Below are 26,242 nucleotides of genomic sequence, written 5' to 3'. Positions count from 1 at the left end.
ATAACCGCGCAGTTTGGCAAAACACCCGGTGCGACTCACGTTGCACCGGGTTCTTTTTTGCCGGATACATCTGCAGCAGCCTTCGGCAGCTAATCACCCAAAAAGCTGCAAGATCAACCAGCTATTGGCCCCACTGATTACCACAAACAGCCCCCACGCCAAGACACGGGTCGGAAGGCCATTCACAAACGGCCCCATCAACTGCTGATCATTGGTCATGCGAATCAACGGATACAACGCAAACGGCAGCTGCAGACTCAACACCACCTGACTCAGCACCAACAGCTTGCCCACCGCGTCGTCGCCCATCAGCCAAACGCCAATGAACGCCGGGATCAGCGCCAGCCCACGCGTGATCAAACGCCGTTGCCAGCACGGCAGCCGCAGGTTGAGGAAACCTTCCATGATGACCTGGCCGGCGATGGTGCCGGTGAAAGTCGAACTCTGTCCCGAAGCCAGCAGCGCCACGCCGAACAACACACTGGCCAACGCCCCGCCCACCAGCGGATCGAGCAGGTGATAGGCGTCTTGAATGTCGACCACTTCGGTATGCCCGGTCTTGTGAAACGCCGCGGCGGCGAGGATCAGGATCGCGGCGTTGACCAACAGCGCTAAAGCCAGAGAGCCGATGGTGTCGATGCGCGCCAGTTTCACCGCGTCCTGCTTGCTGGCGATGTCCTTGCCGATCAATCGCGTTTGTACGATCGAAGTGTGCAGGTACAGGTTATGCGGCATCACGGTGGCGCCGAGAATGCCGATGGCCAGATACAGCGGTGCCGCATCACTCAGGGCCGACAGCGATGGTTTGAAGCCTTGGGCGACCTCAGGCCAGTACGGTTTGATCAGCAGCAACTCGACGATGAAACACGCGCCAATGGTGCCCACCAGCACCAGCATGATCGCCTCAAGACGCCTGAAGCCACGGTTTTGCAGGGCCAGCACCAGCAAGGTGTCGAATGCCGTGAGGGCGATGCCGAAGGTCAGCGAACAGCCCAGCAACAAATGGAATGCCAGGGCACAGCCGAGCACTTCGGCGAGGTCAGTGGCAATGATCGAGATTTCCGCCAGCACCCACTGCGTGCGGGCTGTCCGTTTGCTGTAGCGCTGCCGGCACAATTGCGCCAGATCGCGCCCGGTGGCGATGCCCAGCCGCGAACACAGGCACTGCACCACCATCCCCGCCAGACTCGCCAACAGAACCACGAACAACAGGCTATAGCCAAACCGCGACCCGGCCTCAATGGCGGTCGCCCAGTTGCCCGGGTCCATGTAGCCGATGGACACCAGCAAACCGGGACCGGCAAAACGCAGGACGCGTTTGAAAAATGACGCGCTCGGGTCGACAGCAACGGTACCCGCCACTTCCGGCGGACAGAACGGCGCAGTGCCGACTTTGGGCAAACTGAATTTCACGCGATGATCCATCAACAGGTGGGAAGGCGCAGCTTAGACGTTTCGAGGTACACACAACAGCTCCTACACGGCTCGAATCTTGTATACAAAAAATCGACACATATAGAGCAATCCATCTCTCTCGGTGCTAACGTTGCCACCTGACACAGGGTGGAGATGTACGCGTGCTGATGCTCAAACTGCTGGTGATTCCCGGATTCCTGCTGCTGATTTCCCTGGCGGGTAAACGTTGGGGCCCAAGCGTGGCCGGTTGGTTGTCGGGGTTACCGGTGGTGGTCGGGCCGATTCTGTTTTTCCTCGCCATCGAACAGGGCGAACTGTTCGCCGCTCAATCCGCCCAGGCGGCGTTGTCGGCCATGTTCGCGATGATTGCCTTCTGCGTGACCTACGCACAGGTCGCCCAACGCACCCGATGGCCGTTGGCGCTGACGATTTCCCTGTTGGTGTGGGCCGTGATCGCCGTGGTGCTGTCGTTGATCCCGCCATCACTGGTGTTTTCGGTGATCGCCGCCGCGACCGCCCTGTTGGCCGCGCCTTACCTCTTCCCATCGGTGCAACCCATCGTTTCCGGTCCAAAACCGAAGTCCGACAAACTGCTGCTGCGCATGGTCGCCGGCGCCCTGCTGACCCTGGCCGTCACCCTGCTCGCCAGCACCGTCGGCGACCGCTGGAGCGGCCTGCTCGCCGTGTTTCCTGTGCTGGGCAGCGTGATGGCGGTGTTCTCCCAGCAAACCCGTGGCCCGGCGTTTACCGCGGCCCTGCTGCGGGCGACGGCCACTGGCATGTATTCGTTCTCGGCGTTCTGCCTGGTCCTGGCGCTGACATTGCCGAGTATGGGGATGAGCGCGTTTGCCCTCGGCGTAGCGGTGTCGGTGGCGATGCTCGGCGTGACCAAACGCCTGCTGGCGCGGCCCGTCGGCCAGGTTCCCGCCGACACTGGACGAACCGCGATCAAGCGCTAAGCTGCAACAGGTCATCGGGCAAGGAACTCGCCCGTACAACGCCTGAAGGAACAGACATGGCCACGTCCAGCGTCCGTAGTGCCCGCTCCGCCACCGCGGTCGGCGTGATCGCGATCTTCCTCTGGTCCTGCTTGGCATTGCTGACCACCCTCACCGAAGGCATTCCACCGTTTGAACTGCTGACCCTGAGTTTCGGCGTTGCGTTTATCGCGACCTTGATCATTCTGGGTCGACGCGGGCTCAGCGGTTTCAGCAGTTGGCGACAACCCTGGCCCGTCTGGGCGACAGGGTTTGTCGGAATTTTCATCTATCACGCGCTGTATTTTTTCGCGCTCAAGTCCGCGCCGGCAGCCGAAGCCAGCCTGATCAACTACCTGTGGCCCCTGCTGCTGGTGCTGCTCTCGGCCTTCGCCGCCGGAGAAAAACTGCACAAGCGACAAGTCCTCGGTGCCCTGCTGGGCCTGGCAGGCACCGCGTTCATCATGCAGCAACGCGATACCCATACCTCCGCCACGATGCCAGTGGCCGGGTATCTGGCGGCGTTCGGATGTGCGCTGATCTGGGCCGGATACTCGGTGTTCAACCGGCGGTTCAAGGAAGTACCGAGCAGCATCATCGGCGGCATTTGCGGCATGTCCGCCGTGGGCGGGCTGGTCTGCCATCTGGCGTTCGAAACCACAGTGTGGCCCGATTTCAGGCAATGGACAGCGATCGTCATTCTGGGCCTCGGCCCGGCGGGGCTGGCGTTTTTTGCCTGGGACCACGCCACCAAACACGGCAGTCTGGCCACGCTGGGAGCGCTGTCCTATCTGGCTCCGCTGATTTCCACCGTATTGTTGATTGTCGTCGGCCGCAGCCATGCCAGCCCGATCCTGATGATTCCGGCGCTGCTGATCATCGCCGGCGCGGTGATTGCCACCGCGCAACCGTCGGTTAAATCCCCCGCAACACCTTCGATGGTTTCGCACGAGTAGGCCAAGATCTCCGTACGTCAATCGAACAGGTTTCGCCCACCATCAGCCTCAGTTCAAACCACTGACCACTGAGGGCTACACCATGAAATTCTTTTTCCACCCTTCGCCGAACCCGATGAAAGTCGCCCTGCTGCTTGAAGAACTGCAAACGCCTTACGAGCTGATCGGCGTCGACACCTTCAAGGGCGAGCAACACCTGCCAGACTTCCTGGCGATTAACCCGAACGCCAAGGTCCCGGCGCTGGTCGATGGCGACGCCACGGTCTTCGATTCCCAGGCGATCCTGCTGCACCTTGCGCAAAAATATCAGCGTTTCCTGCCCACCAGCGCTGCCGGCAATGCCGAACTGCTGTCCTGGCTGATGTTCATCGCCACTGGTCTCTCGCCGTTCTCCGGCCAGGCCGTACACTTCATGCACCACGCGCCGGAAGACCTGCCGTATGCAAAAAACCGCTACCTCAAGGAAGTCGAACGCCACTACCGCGTACTCGATCAACGCCTGGCCGAACACCCGTACCTGGCAGGCGACACCTACAGCATCGCCGACATGGCGCTCTGGGGCTGGGCCAACTACGCGCCGTACATCCTCGGTGAAAACGGTCTGGCGGCCTATCCGAACGTCAAGCGCCTGCTCGATGAAGTCAGCGCCCGCCCGGCAGCCCAACGCGCTCTGGGTCTGAAAGAGAAACTGGTGCTCAAGGCCGAATTCGACGAAGAAACCCGCCGCAACCTGTTCCCGCAAAACCAGGCCCAGTAAGCCGCTCCCGACCTTCGAAGGTGATGAAATGAGTGATCAAGTCGCGTTTATCGTTTACCTGCCGAGCAAACCCGAGCGTTTCGCCGAAACCAAAGAACGGCTGCTGGACGTCGTGCACCACATGTCGGCCGAGCCGGACTTCGTCAACACCTGGGTGCATCAACGCCAGGACGAACCGAACACCCTGGTGCTCTACGAAACCTGGAACTGCAGCAAAGAAGACTTCATCGCTCGTCACCTGAGCAAGCCGTATCGCCAAGCGTATGAAAAATTGCTGCCGGCGTTGTTGGCCAGTGAACGACGGATCGAGTTTTTGGAGGTGATCGAGCGTTATCCGGTGCGTCGCGAAGTCTGAGTCTGGCTCGGCAACGGACATCGACCGTCCGTTACCCCACGCTGGAACACGTCACAAACTCCATGGGATGATCGCCCCCCCACCGCGCGACCCTCCCTGGAGATTTCGAATGTCACTGTTGAGTAAAAAAGCCGTTGTCCTGTTGCTGGCCGCGGCGGCCACTTTTGGGGCTTTGAATGCGCAGGCCGCCAAGGCCACCGCCAAGGAGACGGCATCGGCACAGAAGGTCTCGATGCTCGACGGCAAGTTCACGTTCACCCTGCCCAAGGGGTTCGTCGCCAATCCGCTGCCGGCCAGCCCCACCGGCGCGAGCGGCACCATGTACGCCAACGAGACCACCAAGACCGTGGTCATCGCCGCGCAAAACAGCCTGCCGGAAGGCACCACGGTCAAGGACAACGACGGCGCGTTTCTCGATGGCACCGTGGCCGACTTCGACGCGGCACAACGCAAGGCCCTGCCCGACTACAACAAGCTCAGCGAAAAAAGCCTGACCCTGAAAAGCACCGGACTAGGCGTGCGCCAGGTCGACAGCACCGCCACCCAGGGCGGCGGCATGACCCTCAACACCACGCTGATGGCCGCGTCCGGCAGCCACATGACCGTCATTCAGGTCATTTCCCGCCCCGGCGACATGGCCGCCCACGAGACGCTGATCAAGCAGATCGTCAGCGGCAAATAAACTTCAGGGATTGAGGCGCTGCAACCAGGCGCTCAAATCCTGCATCTCTTCGGCACTGATGTTGTGGCCAGCACCCTGGTAGGCATGGAACTCGGGTTCGAGTGAAATGCTCTGCAACAGGCTGTTCGCTTCGGTGCCATCGCTGAACGGCAGACGTTTGTCCGCCGTGCCATGACCGATGAAAATCGCCAGCGACTGGCTCTTTTCATCCGGTTTCAATTCGGCCCTGAGCACCGGCAAAATCCGCCCGCTCAACGCAGCGATTCCGCCCACCGCTTCGGGATGGCGCAGCGCGACTTCGTAAGACATGATCGCGCCCTGGCTGAACCCCACCAGGAAAACCTTGTCCGGTTCGGTGTGATATTTCTTTGTTGCCTGTGCGACAAAATCCAGCAGCAACTGGCCGCTGGACTTCAGATCATCGGTTTCACCGTTGTAGGCACCTTCGCCTTTCTTGCGAAACCACTGATAACTTCCCTCTTGCATCACCATCGGCGCCCGCACCGACAGGTACGTGTATGGCGCGGGTAATTCATCCTTGATGCCGAACAGATCCTGCTCGTTACTGCCGTAACCGTGGAGGAAAATCACCAGGGGCTGATCGTGGGAATCGGAGGGTGCCTGTTCCAGGTACTTGAGCGGCAGGTCGGTTTGCAGCGGGTTTTGAGCGTGGACAGCGGCGGATGCCAGCAGCATGAACAGAGCCAGAAATTTCAACATAAGCCTTCCTTCACAATGCGCAGGATTCGGGGAAGAGCCTAACACTGTGAAGCCGGCCGAGGCATCTCGGGAGTGGCTAAAACCGCCAGACCAGATTGCAAAAAACGTCGGTCAGTCGTTGATCAATTTTCCAGCACGAATCGGCTCCCGCCCCGCCACCTTCGCCTGCCAGGTCCCCGGCTGCGTATAGCGCCCTCGATCAATCGCAAACAAAACGCCACGGGTGCCGGCACGCACGGTGGTGACCTTGTCATTCAACGGGTCGACCACTTCAAACAACGCATCGCCCTTCTCCACCCACTCACCGGCCTCGCGCAGGAAACTGACCACTCCGTGATGCGGTGCGAACAGATATTCGGTGCCTTCGAACGGCATGCCTTCGCAGCACTCATCCGGCGCCACCGGCCAAGTGCCCTTGATGAAACCCTGCTCGGCGAGAAAGCCCAGAATCGCCTCGCAATTGGCTTGCGCCTGATCGACCCGGGTGTCGCCCATGCTGCCCAGTTCCAGGGTGGTCGCCAGGTTGGCCGGTGGAATGGCGGCCTCGGGGTAGGCCCTGGCCAGACGCAACCATGGTGAAGAACAGGATTCGTCGAAAGAGCTGCCGCCGGAATCCTCACACAACAACGCCACGCCAGCCTGCAAACGCGCCGCCAGGGATTGCCACTGCGGCCAGTGTTGCGGCAGCGCGTAAAGGTGAATTGCCGCCTCGAAATCGCAATGCAGATCGAGGGTGATGTCAGCGTCACAGGCGTGGCGCAACAACAGACGATGCATGGCTTCGAGTTGTGATGCCGGAGCCGGCAAACCGTCGAGTACCTGGCCCATGGTCTGACGGATCAGCGCGATGTTCGCCTCGGCATCGCTGCCCAGACGATCACCCACCATCTGCGCCACCGGTGCACTGAGTTCGACAAATGCGCGGTTGAAATTCTTGCCGCTGCCCAGTTCGAAGCGGCCCATGTGACAGCCTTGCAAGTGCTGATCGAGACCGATCGGGTTGGCCACCGGCACCAACTCGATCACATCGTTCAACTGCCCTTGGCTTTCAAGCTCGGCCAAGCGTTTTTTCAGCTCCCAGGCCGTGCGCATACCCGGCAATTCGTCGGCGTGCAGGCTGGCCTGGATGTAGACCTTGCGGGTGCCCGCACCATAACGGAAAACACTGAGGGTGCGTTCGGAGCCGAGGTGGCTCCAAGGCAGCGGGTGGTCGATGCGTTGCATGGGAGAACTCCAAAGTTTCCGTAGGCGCTGTCGAGTGAAACGAGGCTGCGATCTCTTGACGTTGAAAAGCAGGATCAACAGATCGTCCGAACGCGGCCCGAACCTGCGGCAGCGCCTGCACTTACGGCGTATTAATGACCGTAAACGTCAAAGTCGAAGTACTTGTCCTGCACTTGCTTGTACTTGCCATTGGCGCGGATTTCAGTGATGGCGGTGTTGAATTTGTCCGCCAGCTCTTTATCGCCCTTGCGCACTGCAATACCGGCGCCGCCGCCGAAGTACTTGGCGTCTTCATAGGTCGGGCCGACGAAAGCGAAGCCTTTACCGGCGTCGGTCTTCAGGAAGCCGTCGTCCAGGTTGACCGAGTCGGCCAGCAGCGCGTCGACGCGACCGGAAACCATGTCGAGGTTGGCTTCCTGCTGGGAGCCGTAACGCACCAGTTCGATACCGGCCGGAACCAGCACTTCGGTGGCGAAGCGGTCGTGGGTACTGGCGCGCAGCACACCGACCTTCTTGCCTTTGAGTTCGGTCAGCGGGTCTTTGATGTCGGTGCCTGCCTTCATCACGAAGCGCGCCGGGGTGTGGTAGTACTTGATGGTGAAATCGACGTTCTTCTTGCGATCATCGGTGATGGTCATGGACGACAGGATGGCGTCGATTTTTTTGACCTTCAGCGCCGGGATCAGGCCGTCGAACTCTTGCTCGACCCAAGTACATTTCACTTTCATCTGTTCGCACAGCGCGTCGCCGATATCAACGTCGAAACCAGTGAGTTTGCCGTCAGGGGTTTTCATTGAGAATGGCGGGTAACCGGCTTCGATACCGATGCGGATCGGCTTGGCGTCTTCGGCCACGGCAGTCAGGGACAACATCGACAGTGCCAGGGCACCGAACATCACTAGCTTCTTCATTTATAACTCCTGTGTGCGGAGGCTTTTATTGGCAGCTTTCGGTCGTTGCTTGTGGCGGGTAAAGACCGAAGAGGCCGGCAGTCTAGAGTGGCTAGTGCGGGGCAAATTGTTTCGAAGCGACAAATAAATACAGAAAATGGTCGATCAGCGGGATGCTGTAGATGCGTGCGCCAGAGCGGTGCAAAGCCTGTCAGACAATTATCGTTTTCGGAAAAAACCTACAAGACATTGGCCGAGTTCCGACTGAAGAGTCGCGCTGGCGATGGCTGTTTTTTTTGCGGCGAAGTGACCGTCAGCCTGCCGCAAATCCTGAATGGAGAATGCGTCCTCCTGTAGGCGCTGCCGCAGGCTGCGATCTTTTCACTGACCTCAACACTCGCACCCGATCACGGTTTTCACAGGCCGTTGCGCCGCGACACTCAACTCAAACCCTTCATCCAGCCACCCGGTCACGCCGCCGATCATCTCCTTGACCGGGTAGCCCAGCGCCGCCAGTTTCACCGCTGCCTTGTTGGCGCCGTTGCAGTGCGGCCCCGCACAATAAACGACGAACAGGCTGGTTTTCGGGTAAGCCGCCAAACCTTCGGCAGTGATCAAACGCCCCGGAATATTGATCGCACCCGGCACATGGCCACGTTCGAATGCCAGCGGACCGCGCACATCAACCAGGACAAAATCGATGAGACCGGCCTGTTGGCTGCCATGGACGTCGGAACAGTCAGTTTCGTATGTAAGGCGGTTGCTGAAATGCATCAGGGCGATGGCCGATGGGGCGGCAGGAATTTCGCGGACCAGGCTGTTCATGGGCAGTTCTCCAGAGTGTCAGTGGGTGTGAACAGACTTTATCCGCCTGGCACTTGCGGCTACAGTGGCGCACAAGACACTCACCGGGAACTTTCCGCCAAATGCAATCAGCCCCTGGATTGGTCGCGATTCTGGCCTACGACGGCCTCTGCACCTTCGAGTTCGGCATCGCCGTGGAGATCTTTGGCCTGCCGCGACCGGAGTTCGATTTCCCGTGGTACGAACATCAAATTGTCGCGGTCGATCAAGGACCGATGCGCGCAATGGGCGGCATCCAGGTCCTGGCCGATGGCGGCCTGGAACTGCTCGAACACGCCCGAACCATCATCATTCCCGGCTGGCGTGATCGCCACGCGGCAGTGCCCGAGCCGTTGCTTGCAGCCCTGCGGCAGGCCCATGCCCGAGGCGCGCGGTTATTGTCGATTTGTTCAGGGGTGTTCGTGCTGGCGGCCACCGGATTGCTCGACGGTCATGGCGCCACGACGCACTGGCGCTACACCACGGAACTGGCCGAACGGTTTCCGAACATCCGGGTGGACCCGGACGTGTTGTATGTCGATTCGGGTCAGTTGATCACCTCGGCCGGCAGCGCGGCGGGCATCGACGCCTGCCTGCATCTAGTCACACGGGATTTCGGTACACAGGTGTCCAATGCCGTGGCGCGGCGACTGGTGATGTCGCCACAACGCACCGGTGGCCAAGCGCAATTCATTCCGACACCGGTCAGTCCTACGCCGCGCAGCGATCTTTCCCGCGTCATGCAGTGGGCGCGTGAACGTCTGCATGAACCGCTGGAAGTGCGCGACCTCGCCAGCGAAGCGGCCATGAGCGAGCGCACTTTCCTGCGCCGCTTCAGTGAGGCCAGCGGTCAGTCGCCCAAGACGTGGCTGCAACACGAACGCCTGGGCCGAGCTCGCGAATTGCTGGAAAGCACCGATCAAAACACCGAGCAGATTGCCCAGCACTGCGGTTATCGTTCGGTGGAAAGCTTCCGGGTGGCGTTTCGCAGCGTGGTCGGCGTGCCACCGTCGGTGTATCGGGAACGGTTCGGGCGCAAGGTCAAGACTATTTCCTGAGGTGTTCTTCAGGGCTTGCGCAGTAGATAGGTGTCCATGATCCAGCCGTTGGCCAACCGCGCTGCCTTGCGCACTCGCTCAATCTCATCCGCCACATCTTTGAGCTTGCCGCGGATCAGGATCTCATCTGGCGTTCCGAGGTAAGCCCCCCAGCAAATCTCGGTATCCTGATCTGCCACCTGATGGTAGGCATCCTGCGCATCCAGCATCACCACCAGGCTGTCCGCATCGCTCACCTGCCCCGCCGCCAGACGCCGTCCGGTGGTAATTTCAACCGAGCGGCCAATCTGATTGAGCGGCACTTTGTGCTGCGCTGTCAGCGCCTGGACGCTGGTGATACCGGGAATCACCTCGAACTCAAACGCACACGCGCCCGAGGCCAGAATCGCCTGCAAGATCCGGATTGTGCTGTCGTACAACGCCGGATCCCCCCACACCAGAAAACCGCCGCATTGCTCGTCGGACATTTCCTCGTTGATCAGCCGTTCGAAGGTCCGCTGCTTGGCCAGGTTCAGATCGTCGACACTGTCCGCGTAGTCCACATCGCCCCGCTCGCGTTCCGGGCTCAAGGCTTCGACAAAGCGATAATCGTGACCGGTGATGTAACGCTCGCAAATTTCCCGGCGCAAGTCGATCAGCTTGTCTTTGCTCTGGCCCTTGTCCATCAGGAAAAACACGTCGACCCGATTCAGCGCCTTCACGGCCTGCATCGTGATGTAGTCGGGGTTGCCCGCGCCGATGCCGATAATCAGGAGTTTTTTCATCAAAGTGTTCCTTCAGGGTCAGTGCCCGGCAAACGTAGCCGCCAGCATCCATTGAACCTCAGTTCGATGGCCGACAACGGTTCAACATCAATCAGGTTGAACGCCGAACTTCGCAGCACCGTGGTGAGCGCGGCGCGGATGATGAATGGATGGGTCACGGCCACGACATGACCGGGTGCAGCCTCCAGTGTCGACAGCCAAGCATCCACCCGCTCAGTGACCTGCGCCATTGACTCGCCGCCGTGGGGCGCTGAATTCGGGTCGGCAAGCCAGGACTGGAGTAATTCAGGTTCGGCTTGTTGCAGATCGTTGATGCGAACGCCGCTCCATCGGCCGAAATCACAGTCCCTGAGGGCCGCGACAACTTCCACAGTGCTGCCAAACAATTCGGCGGTTTGCCGGGCTCGTAGCTCCGGACCGCACAGCAGTTTCGGCGGGAGTTTGAATTGAGAACTGCGAGCGCCCCTCGCCGACTGCCAATCCATCTCCAATGGCTCATCCGTAGGAAAACGCGCCAGTTTCTGTGCGACGGTTCGAGCGTGGCACATCAAGGTTAAACGAGTCGCCTGCACGAAGGATCACTCTGTCGATAGAAAGGAAAATCGGCACCGCGGCGCCAGCCATCGCGCAATTGTGCCGTAAGCGGCCCTGATTCGCAGAGGCATTTCATCCACCAAATACAGTCACGTCCGACCACTCTTTAGGCGATGACCTACAAGCTCAGTCGACTTGCCCGTAGCCCTATTTCGCCCCATGCCCGGGCGTTGAAAAGCCGCACGAAAATTAACTAGACATGTTGTGCGCCTTAACTAAATACTCCTTTCAACGGATTTTGCCCCCCCACCATCCAGCAGGAGCCCGGATGCCTTCATGCCAAGACCCAATCACCGATCCTGGTGATTCGCACGCAAAGCCGTATGCATGTTGATGACCCCGTCCGGATATCACGGATCGGGCCTGGCTTCGCCTGTAGCCGTCCCAAGTAACGAACGAATAAAAAGAGCGGCGCCTGACAGGTCGACCGCCGTTTTAACGTGTGGAAACCGACAGTGATAGTCAGGCCCGGCACGCGTTGCCGAGCCCTTTGATACAGGAGTTCATCCATGCTGGTCTTGCGTCCAGTGCAGTTAACCGACCTGCCCCAATTGCAGCGACTGGCTCGCGAAAGCCTGGTGGGCGTCACGTCCTTGCCGGACGACAGCGAACGTCTGCGCGACAAAATTCTCGACTCCTGCACGTCGTTCGAACAAAACGTGCAGAACCCCGGCCCGGAAAATTACTGCTTCGTGCTGGAGGACTCGACGACTAAAAAACTGGCGGGCTGTTCGGAAATACTCGCCACCGCCGGCTTCAGCGAACCGTTTTACAGCTTGCGCAACCGCCACTTCAACAGTGCCTCGCGGGAGCTCAACATCGAGCATGGCGTACCCGCCCTGTCGTTGTGTCACGACCTCAGCGGCCACACCTTGCTGCGGGGCTTTCACATCGATGCCGAGCTGGAGCGCACAGCGTTTTCAGAACTGTTGTCACGGGCCAGACTGCTGTTCATCGCGGCCCACGCGCGGCGGTTTTCCGATGCGGTGATTACCGAGATCGTCGGCTACAGCAGCGACGAGGGCCACTCGCCATTCTGGGACGCCGTGGGCAAGCATTTCTTCGACCTGCCCTACGTCGAGGCCGAACGGCTTTGCGGTCTGGAAAGCCGAAGCTTTCTCGCCGATCTCATGCCGCAGTACCCGATTTACGTGCCGATGCTGCCTCAGGCCGCGCAGGACTGCATCGGCCGCATCCACCCTGGTGGCCAGGAAGCTTTCGATATCCTGGAGCGCGAGGGGTTCGAAACCAACAGTTATGTCGACCTGTTCGATGGCGGCCCGACGCTGTATGCACGCACCGCCGGGATCCGTTCCATTGCGCAAAGCCGCACGGCTTCGGCAAATCCCGGCGCAACCATCGACGCCCGCGGCCGATACCTGGTGAGCAACGATTCGCTGGAAAACTTTCGCGCCATCGTCGCTGATCTGGACGATGTTGCCGGGCAATCGGTGACCCTGGACGCCGGGATGTGCGCTGCGCTGAGAGTGAGCAACGGCAGTCCTGTCCGGCTGATCGCCCTGTGAGCACTTTGTGGGCTCATGCCCAACGAAAACGCCCGAGCAGGCACGCAAAAGGAGTTGCACCATGATTGTCCGCCCGGTTCAGGTCACTGACCTGCCTGCCTTGCTCACGCTGGTGCAACATGCCGGCCGCGCACTGACCAGCCTCTCGGCTGACGAAAACCACCTGGCCCACCGTCTGCGCTGGGCCAAGAGAACATTCGCCGAACAGGTCGAACGTGCCGATGCCGATTACCTGTTCGTCCTCGAGGACGACGATCAGCAAGTGATCGGCGTCAGCGCCCTCTCGGGAGCCGTCGGCCTGCGCGAACCCTGGTACAACTACCGGGTAGGGCTGACGGTCAGTTCATCAGCGGACCTGGGTATCCAGCGGCATATTCCGACCTTGTTCCTGAACAATGAAATGACCGGTCAATCGGAACTCTGCTCATTGTTTCTGCGCCCCGATCAACGACTGGGCAATCACGGCCGATTGCTGTCCCTGAGCCGTTTGTTGTTTGTAGCGGAGTTCCCGCACTTGTTTGGCGAAAAACTCATCGCCGAACTGCGCGGCAGTGCCGATGAACAAGGCTGTTCCCCCTTCTGGGACAGTGTGGGTCGGCATTTTTTCAAGATGGATTTCAGCCATGCCGATCACTTATCGGGGCTGGGTAACAAGTCGTTCATCGCCGAACTGATGCCACGCCAACCGATTTACACCTGCCTGCTCACCGAACAGGCCCAGGCCGTCATCGGCAAGCCTCATCCGAACAGCGAGCCAGCCTTGAAAATCCTTGCCGCCGAGGGTTTTGCGCACAAGGGCTACATCGACATCTTCGATGCGGGCCCGGTCATCGAGGCGCCTACCGCGGGCATCCGCACGGTGCGCGATAGTCAACTGCTGGAACTGGCCATTGGCACTCCGGATGAACAGGCACCGACATGGCTGGTCTACAACCGCCGCCTGGAAAACTGTCGCATCACCGCGGTTGCGGCACGACAGTCAGGGCGCAGCCTGATGGTTGATCGCCTGACGGCCAAACGCCTGCAATTACAACCTGGTGATTCTGTTCGGGCCGTGCCGCTGCTCAACCAACAGCAGCAAGCCGTAGCGGCCTGACCGTTCACGTAAGTACGTGGCACGCAGTATTACCGGGATCAAAAAGGCAGTAATTGCGCTAAATTCGTCATCATTCTCCACCTCCCTACGTGATAGCCTTTTACACTTTCGGCGTTGACACTTTTGCTCAAGCCCTTCCATTTCCATTGGTGGAACTCATATGTCCAGGCTGTCTCATCAAGATTTGCGCCGCAATTTTCGTCAACTGTTCGCCTCCAACACCTGCTATCACACGGCATCGGTCTTCGATCCAATGTCGGCGCGCATCGCCGCCGACCTGGGGTTTGAGGTAGGCATCCTGGGTGGTTCGGTGGCATCGTTGCAGGTGCTGGGCGCCCCTGACTTTGCCTTGATCACCCTCAGCGAATTCGCCGAGCAGGCCACCCGCATTGGCCGTGTCGCCCAATTGCCGGTCATTGCTGACGCCGACCATGGCTACGGTAATGCACTCAACGTGATGCGCACCATCGTCGAGCTCGAACGTGCTGGCGTGGCCGCCCTGACCATCGAAGACACCCTGCTGCCGGCGCAATTCGGCCGAAAATCCACCGACCTGATCACCGTCGCCGAAGGTGTCGGCAAGATCCGCGCGGCACTGGAAGCCCGCTGCGACTCGGAAATGGCCATCATCGCCCGCACCCACGCGGGGATTTTGCCGGTCCAGGAAATCATCAGCCGCACCAAGCAGTATCAAGCCGCCGGCGCGGACGGGATTTGCATGGTGGGCGTGAAGGATTTCGACCATCTGGAGCAGATCGCCGAACACCTGAGCGTGCCGCTGATGCTGGTAACCTACGGCAATCCGCTATTGCGTGACGACCAACGCCTGGCAAAACTGGGCGTGCGCGTCGTCATCGATGGCCATGGTGCCTACTTCGCCGCGATCAAGGCGACGTACGACAGCCTGCGCGAACAACGGCAGATCTTCACCCAGGCCGCGGACCTGAACGCGACAGAACTGACCCATACCTACACGCAGCCTGAGGAATACATTCGTTGGGCGGAAGAGTTCATGCACGTCAAGGAGTGATGGGGAGCAGGTTTACCTCCATCGCCTGACACGACGCCATCGCCAGCAGGCTGGCTCCTACAGAAGAGCCCATCGGTGTACACCTGGCTTCTCACCACTCCACAGGCCGAGCGTTAGCTCGCCTGCCGCTTTTGATCCACCCGCCCCCTCGGCAGGCTGAATGCAGGAGCGAAGGAACCCCGAGCCTTAGCGAGGAGCCGTCCGTTCGGGGCGAGCGTTTTTTGCTTACTTTTTGCTGGGCCGGCACTCCGGCGCTTGTAAAAAGTGAGTCGCCATAAGGGCGAAACCGCCAGCCGCCGTGACCGAAGAAACGGATATGTACAAGGTCAACAAGCTGTAGCCATCGCGAGCAGGCTCGTTCCCACAGGGATCAAACCGAATCGATGCGCGCTGAATACCCCGACATAGACACAATACGCGGGCGCCATGATTGGCTATACATGAAGAACAGGTTGGACTCGTCACGACAAAAAAGGAGCCCTATGCAGACCTTCCAAGTGCTGATCATCGGCAGCGGCTTTGGCGGCCAGTGTGCAGCGGTGAATTTGCTCAAGGCCGGCATCACTGACTTCCGCCTGCTGGAACGGCGGGACTTCTTCGGTGGCACCTGGTGCCAGAACACCTACCCCGGCGCCGCCGTCGATGTGCCCTCTGCGCTCTACTCATTGTCCTTCGCCCCTTATCGCTGGACGCAGATGTTCGCCGAACAGGCCGAACTGCATCGCTACACCGGCTACGTGGTGGAGCATTTCGGCCTGCGCGACCGGGTGGAACTACAGGCCAATGTCGAGCGTGTCGAATGGGACGATACCGGCAAACGCTGGGCCGTACACACCGCCGGGAAAGGCACGTTCCACGCACAATTCCTGATCAATGCCACAGGTCCCTTGAGCCAACCGGTGGTGCCGAATTTCGAAGGCCAGGAACGCTTTCAGGGCAAAACCTTTCACACCAACAATTGGGACCATTCCTACGATTACCGACAAAAACGCGTAGCCATCGTCGGAAGCGGCGCCAGTGCGGCCCAGGTGATTCCGGCAATCGCCCCGGACGTTGCGCATCTACATGTGTTCCAGCGCACGCCGCACTGGGTGTTGCCTCGGGCGGATCGCACGTTCGGTCGCTTCCAGCGTTGGTTGCTCGGGTTCAAACCGGCCTACAAACTGCTGCGCTGGATGATCTACTGGCAGTTCGAAACCCGGGTGATAGCCTTCAAATATTCGAAGCCGGCCGTGCGCATGGTCCAGCATCAGGCGCTGCGCTTTCTCAAACGCCAAGTGCCAGACGTCGAACTGCGGAAAAAACTGACGCCGGATTACACCATCGGCTGCAAACGGGTCATCCTTTCCAGCACGTTGTACCCGGCGCTAGCCCGCAGCAACGTGACGCTGCACAGCCGTGAACAAGGGATCGCCACGATCGACGAAACCGGCATCGTCATGCAGGACGGCCAGCACATCGATCTCGACCTGATTGTCTGGTCTACCGGTTATGACGCCACCGACGGGGTGATTTCCTACCCGGTCACCGGCAAAAACGGCACGCAATTGCGAAATGTCTGGGCCGAGTATCCTCGCGCCTACCTCGGCACCAGCCTGCCGGACTTTCCCAACCTGTTTATCGTCACCGGCCCGAATACCGGCATCGGCCACACGTCAGCGCTGTTTATCATCGAATCGCAGATGAATTACATCCTCGACTGCATTCGCACATTAAAAACACAAGGTTTACGCAGCATCGAAGTTCGCCCCGAGGCAGAACGTACCTACACTGAAATGATCCATAGAGAAATGGAACGCACGGTGTGGAAGTCCGGTGGCTGCCACAGTTGGTATCAAAGCAAGAGCGGTCATGTGATTGCCATGTTTCCGGGGTTCAGTTTCAGTTTCCATCGCTTGACCCGAGCCCTGAAACCCGCCGATCACATTTTGTCCTGAGCCATTAGAAGGAAGACTTCCAATGCTTTTACTGGTTGTCGCTATCGCGGTTTTTGCGGCCTGGAGCTGGTTGAGCTACCCGGCCATCGGTTATTGGCTGTACGACTTGAGCACCGCCGCCGAGGCCAAGTTGTACAAGTTGCACAAGATTGTCGTGCCCATCAGCGAAATGACGGTCTCGACCTGGCAAGGCGGGCCCTACGAAGCATCCAGCAATGTATTAATGCTGCACGGCTTCAGTGCCGACAAAAATATCTGGCTGCGTTTTGCCCGGTACTTTGTCGGTAATTACCGGGTGATCATCCCCGACATTGCCGGCCACGGCGAAACCGGCTTCAAGGTCGGTGGCGGCTACGACATCCCGCTGCAGGCCAAACGCATGATTCAGTTACTCGATGTCTGTGGTGTCGAGAGGGTTCATGTGATCGGCAACTCGATGGGCGGCTACCTGGCGGCATGGCTGGCGGCCACGTATCCGGAGCGCATTGTCTCGGTCGCCCTGATCGATCCGGCTGGCGTCACCTCGCCCGAACCCAGTGACCTGGAGCGCCATTTGGCCAAGGGCCACAACCCGTTCCTGATTCACTCCCGTGAAGAATTCAAATACTTCTATGCCATGACCATGGCCGATCCACCGTGGGTGCCACGCGTGGTGCTGGACGCCATCGCCCACCGCTATGAACAATCGCGCGACGAACTTGAAGAAATCTTCCGTGATTTTCGCGCCAGCCCACCGATGGAGCCAAAACTGCCAGCGATCACGGCACCGGCGCTGTTGCTGTGGGGGCGCAAAGATCGCCTGATCGATGTCAGCAGCGTGGCCATCTGGAGCAAGGGCATCGCCGATCTGCGGGTGGAAATCTGGGAAGGCATCGGGCACATGCCCATGGTCGAGGCGCCAGCGGGTTCTGCACGCCTGTATCGGGAGTTTTTGGCATCGCTGCGCTCGGAAAGCCCTCAGGATCAACGACTGCACTAAACACAGCCGTTGCAGTCCTTTGCAGAATGAAGTTCGTCAGAAACTTCGTTTGTCGGCGTCGCTGAAGGCTGCGATCTTTTCTCCCATCCTTCTCGTCACCGCGCCAGGAATTTCGTTCATGAATCACCCGAGCATCGTCAGCCCCGACCTGATCCGCCAACGCTTCTCCAAAGCGATGTCCGACATGTACCGCGAAGAAGTGCCGCTGTACGGCGCGCTGATGGAGCTGGTGGAGCAGACCAACCGCCACGTACTGGACAGCGACCCGCAAGTGGCCCGGCAGTTGAACAGCACCGGCGAAATCGAACGCCTGGACCTGGAGCGCCATGGCGCCATCCGGGTCGGTACGGCCGCTGAACTGGCCACCCTCGCCCGCCTGTTCGCGGTGATGGGCATGCAACCTGTAGGTTACTACGACCTGACCCCGGCCGGCGTGCCGGTGCACTCCACGGCATTTCGCGCCGTGCACGAAACGGCGCTGCAAGTCAGCCCGTTCCGCGTCTTCACCTCGCTGTTGCGCCTGGAACTGATCGAAGACCAGCAACTGCGGGCGTTCGCCCAGTCGGTACTGGATCAACGTTCGATTTTCACCCCGACCGCGCTGACCCTCATCGATCGCGCCGAAAACCAGGGCGGTCTTACCGAGCAAGAGGCACAGGAATTCGTCAAACAGGCGCTGGAAACCTTCCGCTGGCACCACAGCGCCACCGTCACCGCCGAGCAGTACCGGAAACTCAGCGCCCAGCATCGCCTGATTGCCGATGTGGTGGCGTTCAAAGGCCCGCACATCAATCACCTGACACCGCGGACCCTGGACATCGACATCGTCCAGGCGCAAATGCCGGCCCACGGCATCACACCTAAAGCCGTGATCGAAGGCCCGCCCCGTCGCCTGTGCCCGATCCTGTTGCGCCAAACCAGCTTCAAGGCGCTCGATGAACCGGTCGCCTTCACCGACCAGGTCGAAACCCAAGGCAATCACAGCGCCCGTTTCGGCGAGATCGAACAACGCGGCGCGGCCCTTACGCCTAAAGGTCGAGCGTTGTATGACCGCTTGCTCAATGCGGCGCGCGACGAACTCCAGGACTTCCCCAACGAAGCCAACGCCGGGCGTTACAACGCATTGATGGCGCAGCATTTCAGCGAATTCCCTGATACCTATGAAGGCATGCGCCGACAGGAACTGGCGTACTTTCGCTACTTCTTGACGGAAAAAGGCCTGGCCGCCGCCGAGCTGAAAACCTTGCCTCTGGAAGACCTGGTCAGCGACGGTTACTTGCGGGTTGAACCGCTGGTGTACGAAGATTTTCTGCCGGTGAGTGCAGCGGGGATTTTTCAGTCGAACCTGGGGGACGCCGCGCAGACTCACTATGGCGTGCACGCCAATCAACAGGCATTCGAGAAAGCTTTGGGGCGCTCGACCATTGATGAATTGGGGCTGTATGCAGAGACGCAACGGCGTTCGATCGAGCAGTGTTTTGCAGCGTTCAACCAGTAAGACATGACGCAAAAATCGTCCGAACGCGCAAACGGCGTTCGGACGATCTGTAGTGTTTATTTCAGTTTCGCCAACAGCGCTTCCGCCGTCGCCTGCGACGACGCCGGATTCTGCCCGGTCAGCAACAGGCCATCAGTGAGCACATAGCTCGCCCAGTCAGGCCCCTTGGAAAAAATTCCGCCCTTGGCCTTGAGCTCGTCCTCGACCAGAAACGGCACGACATCGGTCAGTTGCACGGCGTCTTCTTCACTGTTGGTGAACCCCGTGACCTTTTTGCCCTTGACCAATGGCTGGCCATCCGCGCCCTTTGCATGGCGCAGCACACCCGGTGCATGGCAAACGGTCGCAACCGGTTTTCCGGCGTTGTAGAACGCTTCGATCAAGGCAATCGAATGCTTGTCTTCGGCCAGGTCCCACAGCGGGCCATGGCCGCCGGGGTAGAAGAGCGCATCGTAATCGCCGGCTTTTACCGTATTGAGTACGACGGTCGAGGCCAATGCAGACTGCGCCGCAGGATCCTTGCGAAAGCGCTCGGTGGCTTCGGTTTGCGCGTCAGGCTCGTCGCTTTTCGGGTCCAGCGGCGGTTGCCCGCCCTTGGGCGAGGCGAGGGTCAATTGCGCGCCCGCATCCTTGAAGGCGTAATACGGTGCGGCGAACTCTTCCAGCCAGAAACCGGTTTTTTTGCCGGTGTCACCCAATTGATCGTGGGACGTTAAAACCATCAGGATGTTCATGTCGTCTTCACTCCGTCTCGGGACTGCGGTGGTGGCGTATGGCCGTGGTGCGCGAGAAGCTGCGCATGGACCCGGGCGTAAGACCTTGGCGAGCGGCTGATCGTTCGGTCTGAAACACCTTTGGGTGGGCTGCGCAGCACTTCGCTGGATACTGCGCAACTGTCTGCTCAGATGTTCGGGCGTTATGCCGGAGGCTTTTCCAAACACCCATCCAAACTACTGATTTATATTAATTTTCCGGTTATGGCACGGACCTTGTTAACCGTCAGGCCCCCATCAGGCGATAGTGTCTGTCGGGAGTCTGACTTAACTCTAGCAAGGAGAGCATCCATGGCCACACCCGCGTACATGTCCGTGACTGGCGAAAAACAGGGCCTGATCACTGCCGGCGCATTCACCTTGGATTCTGTTGGCAATGCCTATCAGGAGGGCCACGAAGATGAAGTCATGGTTCAAGGCTTCAGCCACGAACTCACGATCCCACGCGATCCTCAATCGGGTCAGCCAACAGGGCAACGCATTCACAAACCCGTGGTGATTACCAAAGTGTTCGACAAGGCTTCGCCCCTGTTGCTGGAAGCGCTGACTTCTGGCGAGCGCCTGACGAAAATCGAAATCCAATGGTTTCGTACTTCAGCGACAGGCACTCAAGAACACTACTACACCACGGTTTTGGAAGACGCGATCATCGTCCACATCAAAGACTACATGCACAACTGCCAAGACACTGCTAACTCACACTTCACTCATCTGCAAAATGTACACTTTTCCTACCGCAAAATTTCCTGGACTCACGAAGTATCAGGCACTTCAGGATCGGATGACTGGCGTAATCTGAAAAGCGAATAAATTGCGCGCATAAAAAAGGCGACTTAACTGTCGCCTTTTTTCATCTGAAATTTGATACTGCACTCCGATAAAGGTGTTCGCCCAGTGCAATGGCCTCGGCAATCCATGCACTGGTAAAGAGCCGTGACACTGGGCGAACGGGGCACATTTTAATTGAAGTCGATGAATATGTCCGCGCTTAAAAAATGAAATTTTCCGATACATATTTCATTAAATGCCGACTCCAATATTACTTAGCCAGATGACTAAAAACTCACCAGCCCGACCATCAAAGGGTTGATTGTTCTTATACAAAAAATTGTACAAGAACAATCTTAAAGTAGAGCTAACACTCAACTTCCACGTTTGCTGGTCACCGTCAGTATGTCGGTGTAAGTCACATACACGCTTTGCCCAACTTTCAGATCCTTCAGTTTTGCTTGAACTTCCGGTCTTTCGACATCGATTGTTTTCGACTGGCCTTTAGGGTTCTCGAAGGTCACACGGTTGTTCTTCACGTCAATTCCGGTGATTTTCAGCTGCACCTGTACCTGACGGTAGGCTTCGCCACCAGGATTGGCGCTGCCCGGCGCGGCGCGGACTTCGCCGGTGCGCTCGGTGTGGCCTGGCAGGCCCTTGTCGATATCGGTATCCAGGTAAGCCGCCACGGCACGGGTCACTTTGACGTCAACCTGATCGCCGACTTTCAGGTTGTCGAGGTTCTTGGCCTTTTCGGTCAGTTGCACATGCACCTGGCGACCTTCCGGCCCTTCAAGAACGACTTGATGGCTGGCGGCATCGACCGAAACGACTTTGGTGGTGATCTGATCAGCTTCCACGACGGCGGACAGCGGAATGTCTGCGGCAACGGCGCTCAGGCTGGCGGCAGACAGCAAGGTGGCAAGGGTGATGGCTTTGGTCAGTGCGTGACGTTTCATAGGCAGAACATTCCCTGTGATCAATGGCGACAAACGGCGCTGACTCAAGGTTCGACGCCGCGTGCGATGAGCATAGACGCTGTGCCGGCTCCATCAAGGTGATCGACCTCAGTACCCGGTCATTTCCAGATACCCCTGCCCGCCATGGCTGCCGCTCAAGCGCACCGGGCCTTCCCAGTAAGGAATGCGCAAATCCATCCAGGCGTTGGAATTGAGGGCGCTGATGACGATATCGAGGTGCTTGTCGGGAATCCGGATCGACCAGCGCACCGGCATCTTGCGCCCAGCCACGGTAGCGGTGTCCTGTGGCGTGAGGCGGATGTCGCCGGCCTGCAGCAACCGGGTCTGGCCTTGGGCATCGATCCAGGTGCCGGTCAGCCAGGGCTCACCGTCCTTTTGCCGCATGCGATACAGCATCACTTGCTCACCACTGTCCAGGTGCAGGGAAAACCAGTCCCAACCGGTCTGGTTGGCAGTCAGGGGCTGGCTACTCCATTCGCGGTCGAGCCACGCGGGGCCGCTGACCTGATGCGGCTGGCCGTCGATTATCAGGGTGCCGCTGGCCTGGAAAAACGGTTGGCTGTAGTAGTACGAGGCCTGACCCTGTTCGGATTTCTGGCTGAAACCCTTGTCACCTTGCAGCACCAGCGGACGGGTTGAGGTCAGCCGCAATTGGTAGCTGAAGGATTTGTCGTGGGCGCTGAGTTGCAAGTCGGCCAACGGATTTTCTGCCGTAGCCTGACTGCTGAATCGCCAGTCATCGATCCACGCATTGAATGGCGCCAGGCTGACACCGGCCTGACCGATGCCACCCCGGGCATAACGTTCGGCCGCGTGATGCACCGTCGCCGAGGTCACGGCCGCATGACCGAGCCAGATTGTCTGGTTTTCCCAACCGGCCACTTCGGGCGTAGCTTTCAAGGCACTGCGGAACAGCGTCCACTGCGCACCAAATTCCTGGCCTTGCTCGTTCTTGAGGTTGGCCGTGACGTACCACCATTCAATGCGAAAGCCGTCGTGGGGGCCGTGATCCACCGGGAAACTGAACACTCGACCGGGCACCACCGGCGTGAACGCGGCCGCTTGATGACCCAGGCCCGCAAAGCCTTTTTCCACGGGTGCCGATTGATCGCAACCGCTGAGTAGCAACACCGACAGCCACACGGCGAACTTAATCCTCATGGGCAAACGTCCTCAGCAAGTCCGCCGGTTGCGTGCGATACAACGAATACAACGGCCATGCCGAAGCCAGCAACGTCGCCACCAGCGCCAACCCCATCAATTGCAACAGTTGCAACGGAAACACCCGCAGCGGCAGGCGCCAGCCAAACGCCTGGACGTTGATCACCGTGTCCAGGCACCAGGCCAATGCAATGCCCAACGGCAACGCCAGCACCAGTGTCAGCACCGCCAACAGCCAGGTTTGTCCGAGGTTGAGCAGCATCAATTGCCGGCGTGTCACGCCCAGTGCCCATAACGGTGCCAGCTGCCCAAGGCGACTCTGGCTCTGGGTCAACAAGCTGATGAACAACGCTACGCCGGCCACGCACAACGTCAGGCTGTTGAGCGCGGCGGTGGCGGCGAAGGTGCGTTCGAACACTTGCGTGGACCAGCCCTTGAGCCGAGCCTGATCGACAATGCGACTGTCTTCCAGGGCGAAACGCTCTTGCAGTGCCTTCACGAACGGCGCAATCGACGCCGGCTCAATGCGCAGGTTGAAGCGATTCGGCGTCAACTGCGGCCAGCCGCGCAGCAGGTGACGGACATTGACCAGGAGGTGACCCTTCGGATTGCCGTAGTCGGCATAGATCCCGACGATACGTGGCGACCACGGGCCATTGGGCGTGGCGATCGACAGCTGATCGCCCAACTGCACTTTCAAGCGCCGGGCCAGTTGCTCGCTGAGCATCACGACATCGTCCGTGGCCAGGTGATCCCAGGGTTTGTCACCCAAGGCTTCCAGCAGCGGCCAGTGCTGGCGATAGGTCGGATGATCGATTACGCCGAAGATATCCGCCGGCCAACCTTGCAGCTGGATCGACACTTGCCAGTTGGGCAGCACCGCCGTGGGCTGCGGCTGCTGTTCGAGCCAGGCGAGCAGTTCCCGGGCCTGGACCGGGTTTTGCGGATTGAGGTAAAGCTCGGCGGTCAGCCGTTGTTCGAGCCAATCGCTGAACGTCTGGCGAAAACCGGCGGTCATGCTGCCGGCACCGATGTTCGCCGCCAGCGCCAACAGCAGCGCCATCAGGGCCAGACTCAGGGCCGGCAATTGCTGGCGACAATCGGCGAGAAACCACTGGCCAAGTACCGAGCGGCTGCGTTGCAGCAGCAGGTTGAGCAGCGCATCGAGCACCACCGGCAACGCCAGTGCCGCACCGACCAACAGCGTTGCCATCAAGACAAATCCGCTGATCAGGCTGTCGCCAAACACTAACGACAGCCCTGCAATCGCCAAGGCCAGCGCCGCCACCCATCCCTGACGCCGCAACCATCGCGCATGGGCCTGATGCCAGGCCTGCGGGTCGGCCAGCGCCAGCAACGGCAAACGCGACGCCCGCCACAAACTGTGGCCACCGGCGAGCAAGGCGCCCAGCAGGCTCAAGTCAATCCCGCTGAGCCACCACAGCGGACTGAGGCTCAACTGCCCCGCCACTTCGGCGCCGTACAAACCACGCAGGCTGGCGGCGACATCCGGCAGCAAAACGCCCGCCAGCAGATAGCCGCTGACAACCCCGGCCACGCCACCAATCAAGGCCAACCCGCCCAGTTCGACCGCGAGGCAAGCAATCAACATTCGCGCGCTGACGCCGCAGGCGCGCATTGTCCGCAGCAAACCTCGACGCTGCTCCAACGCCAGCCCGATCGCGGCATGCACGATAAACAGCCCGACCACGAACGACAGAAAACCCAGCGCATTGAGGTTCAGATGAAAGCTCTCGGTCAGGCGCGCCAGGTTGTTTTCTTCAGCGCTGCTTTTGAATTGCAGTTGTCCCTTGAACGGCTCGGGCAAGGTCGCGGTGAAATCCTTTGGCAACAACAGGCGCGAGAGCTGGTCGGGCAAACCGAGAATCCGCTGGGCAAAACCGATGTCCACCAGCAATACACCGGGGGCCATGTCGGTTTGCACATGCAGCGGCGGCAGTGACGCACCGCTGACACTCAAGGGCCGATCGCCTTCGCGCAGACCCAGCGCCTGCACGGTTGACGGCGAAATCCAGGTGCTGCCGGGCGGGGTGAAAAATTCGACGACCTGTTCGATCGCCAGTGTCTGCCCTGCCACCTCGTTACCAGCCGGCAGTGACACCGGCTCGATGCCCATCAGTTGCAACCGCTGATCCTCATGGCCCTTGAGCGTCACCCGCCCTTGCAGCACCGGCGACACCGGCCAACCGGCGCGGCGCAGGTCGATAAACCATTGCTGAGGGAACGTCCCGCCAGTGGTTGCACTGAGGCTGGCCTGGGGTTCACCGCCGATCAATTGACTGGCGCGGGCGTAGCTTTCTCGCGCCTGACTGTTCAACGCCTGCACACCGGTCAGCAGGCTGGTAGCCAGCCACAACCCGGTCAACACACTGAAAAACTGCACCGGGTGCTGTCGCCAGTGACTGAGCAGCGCCCGCATCGTTTCGCGAAAGATGCGCACTTCAGCGCTCGTCCACAGCGGCCAGACGCCCACCCTGCAGCACCACTTTCTCCGCCAGTCGCGCGGCGACGCCGGGGCTGTGGGTGACCATCAACAACGTCGTGGCACTGTCATCGAGCAGTTCCAGCAATAACCTCAATACCTCGTCGCTGGTGGTTTCATCCAGGCTGCCGGTGGGTTCGTCGGCCAGTAGCAGTTTCGGTTGCGGGGCCAGGGCTCGACCCAATGCGACCCGTTGCTGCTGGCCGCCAGAGAGTTGTTCCGGATAGCGCTTGAGCAACTCGCCCAGCCCCAGGCGCTGCACCAGATGCGCCTGCCAGCGCGGATCATGGCGCCCGGCGAGCCGCGCCTGGAACGCGAGGTTGTCTTCCACCCGCAAACTGCCGATCAGGTTGAACTGCTGGAACACCAGGCCGATCTCGCTGCGTCGCCAGTTCGCCAGTTGCCCTTCGTTCATCTGTTCCAGTCGATGTTCGCCGCTGCGGATACTGCCGCGATCAACCTTGTCCAGCCCGGCGATCAGGTGCAGCAAGGTGCTTTTGCCGCTGCCCGACTCGCCCATCAACGCCAGGCTGCTGCCGGGTTTCAAATTCAGGTCGACGCCTTGCAGCACCGGCAACGGCCCTTGCGGCGTGGCGTAGCTTTTGAACACACCCCGGACTTCAAGCATGGAAGAACCCATTCGATGAGCGTGGGCCAAGAATAGCGGCCCTGAATGGTTTTTGTCCGTTGACGATGAACGCCGCGGCCCGGTGGCGCCCCCCCCTAAAGGGACTTGCTCGCAATGAGGCCAGTTC

At 59.7% G+C, this 26,242-nt stretch carries 25 protein-coding genes; 13 read left to right on the top strand and 12 right to left on the bottom strand.

The window, feature by feature from the left end:
- Window positions 1-93: 93 nt before the first annotated feature.
- Complete coding sequence (locus ACNYC6_RS27270) at window positions 94-1,413, bottom strand: Nramp family divalent metal transporter (protein ID WP_419710015.1); 1,320 nt, start codon at window positions 1,411-1,413, stop codon at window positions 94-96.
- 164 nt (window positions 1,414-1,577) lie between these two features.
- Between ACNYC6_RS27270 and ACNYC6_RS27265 the strand changes: the two genes are divergently transcribed.
- From ACNYC6_RS27265 to ACNYC6_RS27245, 5 genes are all read left to right on the top strand, one after another.
- On the top strand, window positions 1,578-2,375 hold the full coding sequence (locus ACNYC6_RS27265) for a hypothetical protein (RefSeq protein ID WP_419710014.1): 798 nt from the start codon (window positions 1,578-1,580) through the stop codon (window positions 2,373-2,375).
- A gap of 56 nt (window positions 2,376-2,431) precedes the next feature.
- Entirely contained in the window at window positions 2,432-3,349 is a 918-nt protein-coding gene (locus ACNYC6_RS27260) for a DMT family transporter (RefSeq protein ID WP_419710013.1), read from the top strand.
- A gap of 82 nt (window positions 3,350-3,431) precedes the next feature.
- Window positions 3,432-4,106 carry a glutathione S-transferase family protein gene (locus ACNYC6_RS27255; protein ID WP_419710012.1) on the top strand — a complete coding sequence of 225 codons (675 nt, stop codon included), beginning with the start codon at window positions 3,432-3,434 and terminating at the stop codon, window positions 4,104-4,106.
- Between the two features lie 28 nt (window positions 4,107-4,134).
- Complete coding sequence (locus ACNYC6_RS27250; protein WP_419710011.1) at window positions 4,135-4,461, top strand: putative quinol monooxygenase; 327 nt, start codon at window positions 4,135-4,137, stop codon at window positions 4,459-4,461.
- Window positions 4,462-4,570: 109 nt separating this feature from the next.
- Window positions 4,571-5,143 (top strand): hypothetical protein, encoded by a 573-nt coding sequence (locus ACNYC6_RS27245; RefSeq protein ID WP_419710010.1) that lies wholly within the window; start codon window positions 4,571-4,573, stop codon window positions 5,141-5,143.
- Window positions 5,144-5,146: 3 nt separating this feature from the next.
- On the opposite strand, the gene ACNYC6_RS27240 is transcribed toward ACNYC6_RS27245, so the two are convergent.
- From ACNYC6_RS27240 to ACNYC6_RS27225, 4 genes are all read right to left on the bottom strand, one after another.
- On the bottom strand, window positions 5,147-5,863 hold the full coding sequence (locus tag ACNYC6_RS27240) for an alpha/beta hydrolase (RefSeq protein WP_419710009.1): 717 nt from the start codon (window positions 5,861-5,863) through the stop codon (window positions 5,147-5,149).
- A 111-nt stretch (window positions 5,864-5,974) separates the two neighbouring features.
- A complete protein-coding gene (locus ACNYC6_RS27235; RefSeq protein ID WP_419710008.1) occupies window positions 5,975-7,087 on the bottom strand; it encodes a M14 family metallopeptidase in 1,113 nt (370 codons plus the stop codon).
- A gap of 131 nt (window positions 7,088-7,218) precedes the next feature.
- Complete coding sequence (locus ACNYC6_RS27230; RefSeq protein ID WP_095193484.1) at window positions 7,219-7,998, bottom strand: ABC transporter substrate-binding protein; 780 nt, start codon at window positions 7,996-7,998, stop codon at window positions 7,219-7,221.
- 369 nt (window positions 7,999-8,367) lie between these two features.
- The gene (locus ACNYC6_RS27225; RefSeq protein WP_419710007.1) at window positions 8,368-8,802 is read right to left on the bottom strand and encodes a rhodanese-like domain-containing protein; all 435 of its coding nucleotides are present in this window, start codon (window positions 8,800-8,802) and stop codon (window positions 8,368-8,370) included.
- Window positions 8,803-8,903: 101 nt separating this feature from the next.
- On the opposite strand from ACNYC6_RS27225, the gene ftrA reads away from it, so the two are divergent.
- Window positions 8,904-9,878 carry a transcriptional regulator FtrA gene (gene ftrA, locus ACNYC6_RS27220; RefSeq protein WP_419710006.1) on the top strand — a complete coding sequence of 325 codons (975 nt, stop codon included), beginning with the start codon at window positions 8,904-8,906 and terminating at the stop codon, window positions 9,876-9,878.
- An 8-nt stretch (window positions 9,879-9,886) separates the two neighbouring features.
- Here ftrA and cobF read toward each other — a convergent pair whose 3' ends face one another.
- Complete coding sequence (cobF, locus tag ACNYC6_RS27215) at window positions 9,887-10,642, bottom strand: precorrin-6A synthase (deacetylating) (protein ID WP_419710005.1); 756 nt, start codon at window positions 10,640-10,642, stop codon at window positions 9,887-9,889.
- Window positions 10,642-11,214, bottom strand: a complete 573-nt coding sequence (locus tag ACNYC6_RS27210) for a histidine phosphatase family protein (RefSeq protein WP_419710004.1) — start codon at window positions 11,212-11,214, stop codon at window positions 10,642-10,644. Before ACNYC6_RS27210 ends, cobF begins: the two co-directional genes overlap by 1 nt.
- 531 nt (window positions 11,215-11,745) lie before the next feature.
- Between ACNYC6_RS27210 and ACNYC6_RS27205 the strand changes: the two genes are divergently transcribed.
- The 6 genes from ACNYC6_RS27205 (at window position 11,746) to ACNYC6_RS27180 (ending at window position 19,302) form a co-directional block, all read left to right on the top strand.
- Window positions 11,746-12,762 (top strand): arginine N-succinyltransferase, encoded by a 1,017-nt coding sequence (locus tag ACNYC6_RS27205; protein ID WP_419710003.1) that lies wholly within the window; start codon window positions 11,746-11,748, stop codon window positions 12,760-12,762.
- A 61-nt stretch (window positions 12,763-12,823) separates the two neighbouring features.
- On the top strand, window positions 12,824-13,858 hold the full coding sequence (gene astA, locus ACNYC6_RS27200; RefSeq protein WP_419710002.1) for an arginine N-succinyltransferase: 1,035 nt from the start codon (window positions 12,824-12,826) through the stop codon (window positions 13,856-13,858).
- Window positions 13,859-14,018: 160 nt separating this feature from the next.
- On the top strand, window positions 14,019-14,888 hold the full coding sequence (locus ACNYC6_RS27195; protein WP_419710001.1) for an isocitrate lyase/PEP mutase family protein: 870 nt from the start codon (window positions 14,019-14,021) through the stop codon (window positions 14,886-14,888).
- A 482-nt stretch (window positions 14,889-15,370) separates the two neighbouring features.
- Window positions 15,371-16,825: a flavin-containing monooxygenase gene (locus tag ACNYC6_RS27190; protein ID WP_419710000.1), complete on the top strand. Its 1,455-nt coding sequence runs from the start codon at window positions 15,371-15,373 to the stop codon at window positions 16,823-16,825.
- Window positions 16,826-16,847: 22 nt separating this feature from the next.
- Window positions 16,848-17,804: an alpha/beta fold hydrolase gene (locus ACNYC6_RS27185; RefSeq protein ID WP_419709999.1), complete on the top strand. Its 957-nt coding sequence runs from the start codon at window positions 16,848-16,850 to the stop codon at window positions 17,802-17,804.
- Window positions 17,805-17,922: 118 nt separating this feature from the next.
- Complete coding sequence (locus ACNYC6_RS27180; RefSeq protein ID WP_419709998.1) at window positions 17,923-19,302, top strand: VOC family protein; 1,380 nt, start codon at window positions 17,923-17,925, stop codon at window positions 19,300-19,302.
- A gap of 56 nt (window positions 19,303-19,358) precedes the next feature.
- On the opposite strand, the gene ACNYC6_RS27175 is transcribed toward ACNYC6_RS27180, so the two are convergent.
- Entirely contained in the window at window positions 19,359-20,036 is a 678-nt protein-coding gene (locus ACNYC6_RS27175) for a type 1 glutamine amidotransferase domain-containing protein (RefSeq protein WP_419709997.1), read from the bottom strand.
- Window positions 20,037-20,366: 330 nt separating this feature from the next.
- Here ACNYC6_RS27175 and ACNYC6_RS27170 point away from each other — a divergent pair, with 330 nt between their 5' ends.
- Window positions 20,367-20,885: an Hcp family type VI secretion system effector gene (locus ACNYC6_RS27170; protein ID WP_419709996.1), complete on the top strand. Its 519-nt coding sequence runs from the start codon at window positions 20,367-20,369 to the stop codon at window positions 20,883-20,885.
- 332 nt (window positions 20,886-21,217) lie between these two features.
- Here ACNYC6_RS27170 and ACNYC6_RS27165 read toward each other — a convergent pair whose 3' ends face one another.
- The 4 genes from ACNYC6_RS27165 to ACNYC6_RS27150 all read right to left on the bottom strand — a co-directional run bounded on the left by ACNYC6_RS27165 (window position 21,218) and on the right by ACNYC6_RS27150 (window position 26,115).
- Window positions 21,218-21,802: a hypothetical protein gene (locus tag ACNYC6_RS27165; protein ID WP_419709995.1), complete on the bottom strand. Its 585-nt coding sequence runs from the start codon at window positions 21,800-21,802 to the stop codon at window positions 21,218-21,220.
- Between the two features lie 108 nt (window positions 21,803-21,910).
- Window positions 21,911-22,984 carry a lipocalin-like domain-containing protein gene (locus ACNYC6_RS27160; protein ID WP_419709994.1) on the bottom strand — a complete coding sequence of 358 codons (1,074 nt, stop codon included), beginning with the start codon at window positions 22,982-22,984 and terminating at the stop codon, window positions 21,911-21,913.
- A complete protein-coding gene (locus tag ACNYC6_RS27155) occupies window positions 22,974-25,445 on the bottom strand; it encodes an FtsX-like permease family protein (RefSeq protein WP_419709993.1) in 2,472 nt (823 codons plus the stop codon). Before ACNYC6_RS27155 ends, ACNYC6_RS27160 begins: the two co-directional genes overlap by 11 nt.
- Before the next feature lies 1 nt (window position 25,446).
- Window positions 25,447-26,115, bottom strand: coding sequence for an ABC transporter ATP-binding protein (locus ACNYC6_RS27150; protein WP_419709992.1), 669 nt, complete (start codon window positions 26,113-26,115; stop codon window positions 25,447-25,449).
- Window positions 26,116-26,242 lie beyond the last annotated feature (127 nt).

The sequence above is a fragment of the Pseudomonas sp. NFX224 genome (assembly GCF_048565165.1).
GTDB lineage: Bacteria > Pseudomonadota > Gammaproteobacteria > Pseudomonadales > Pseudomonadaceae > Aquipseudomonas.
The sequence above is the reverse complement of the archived record's forward strand: the minus strand, read 5'-3'. Positions and strand labels throughout refer to the sequence as shown.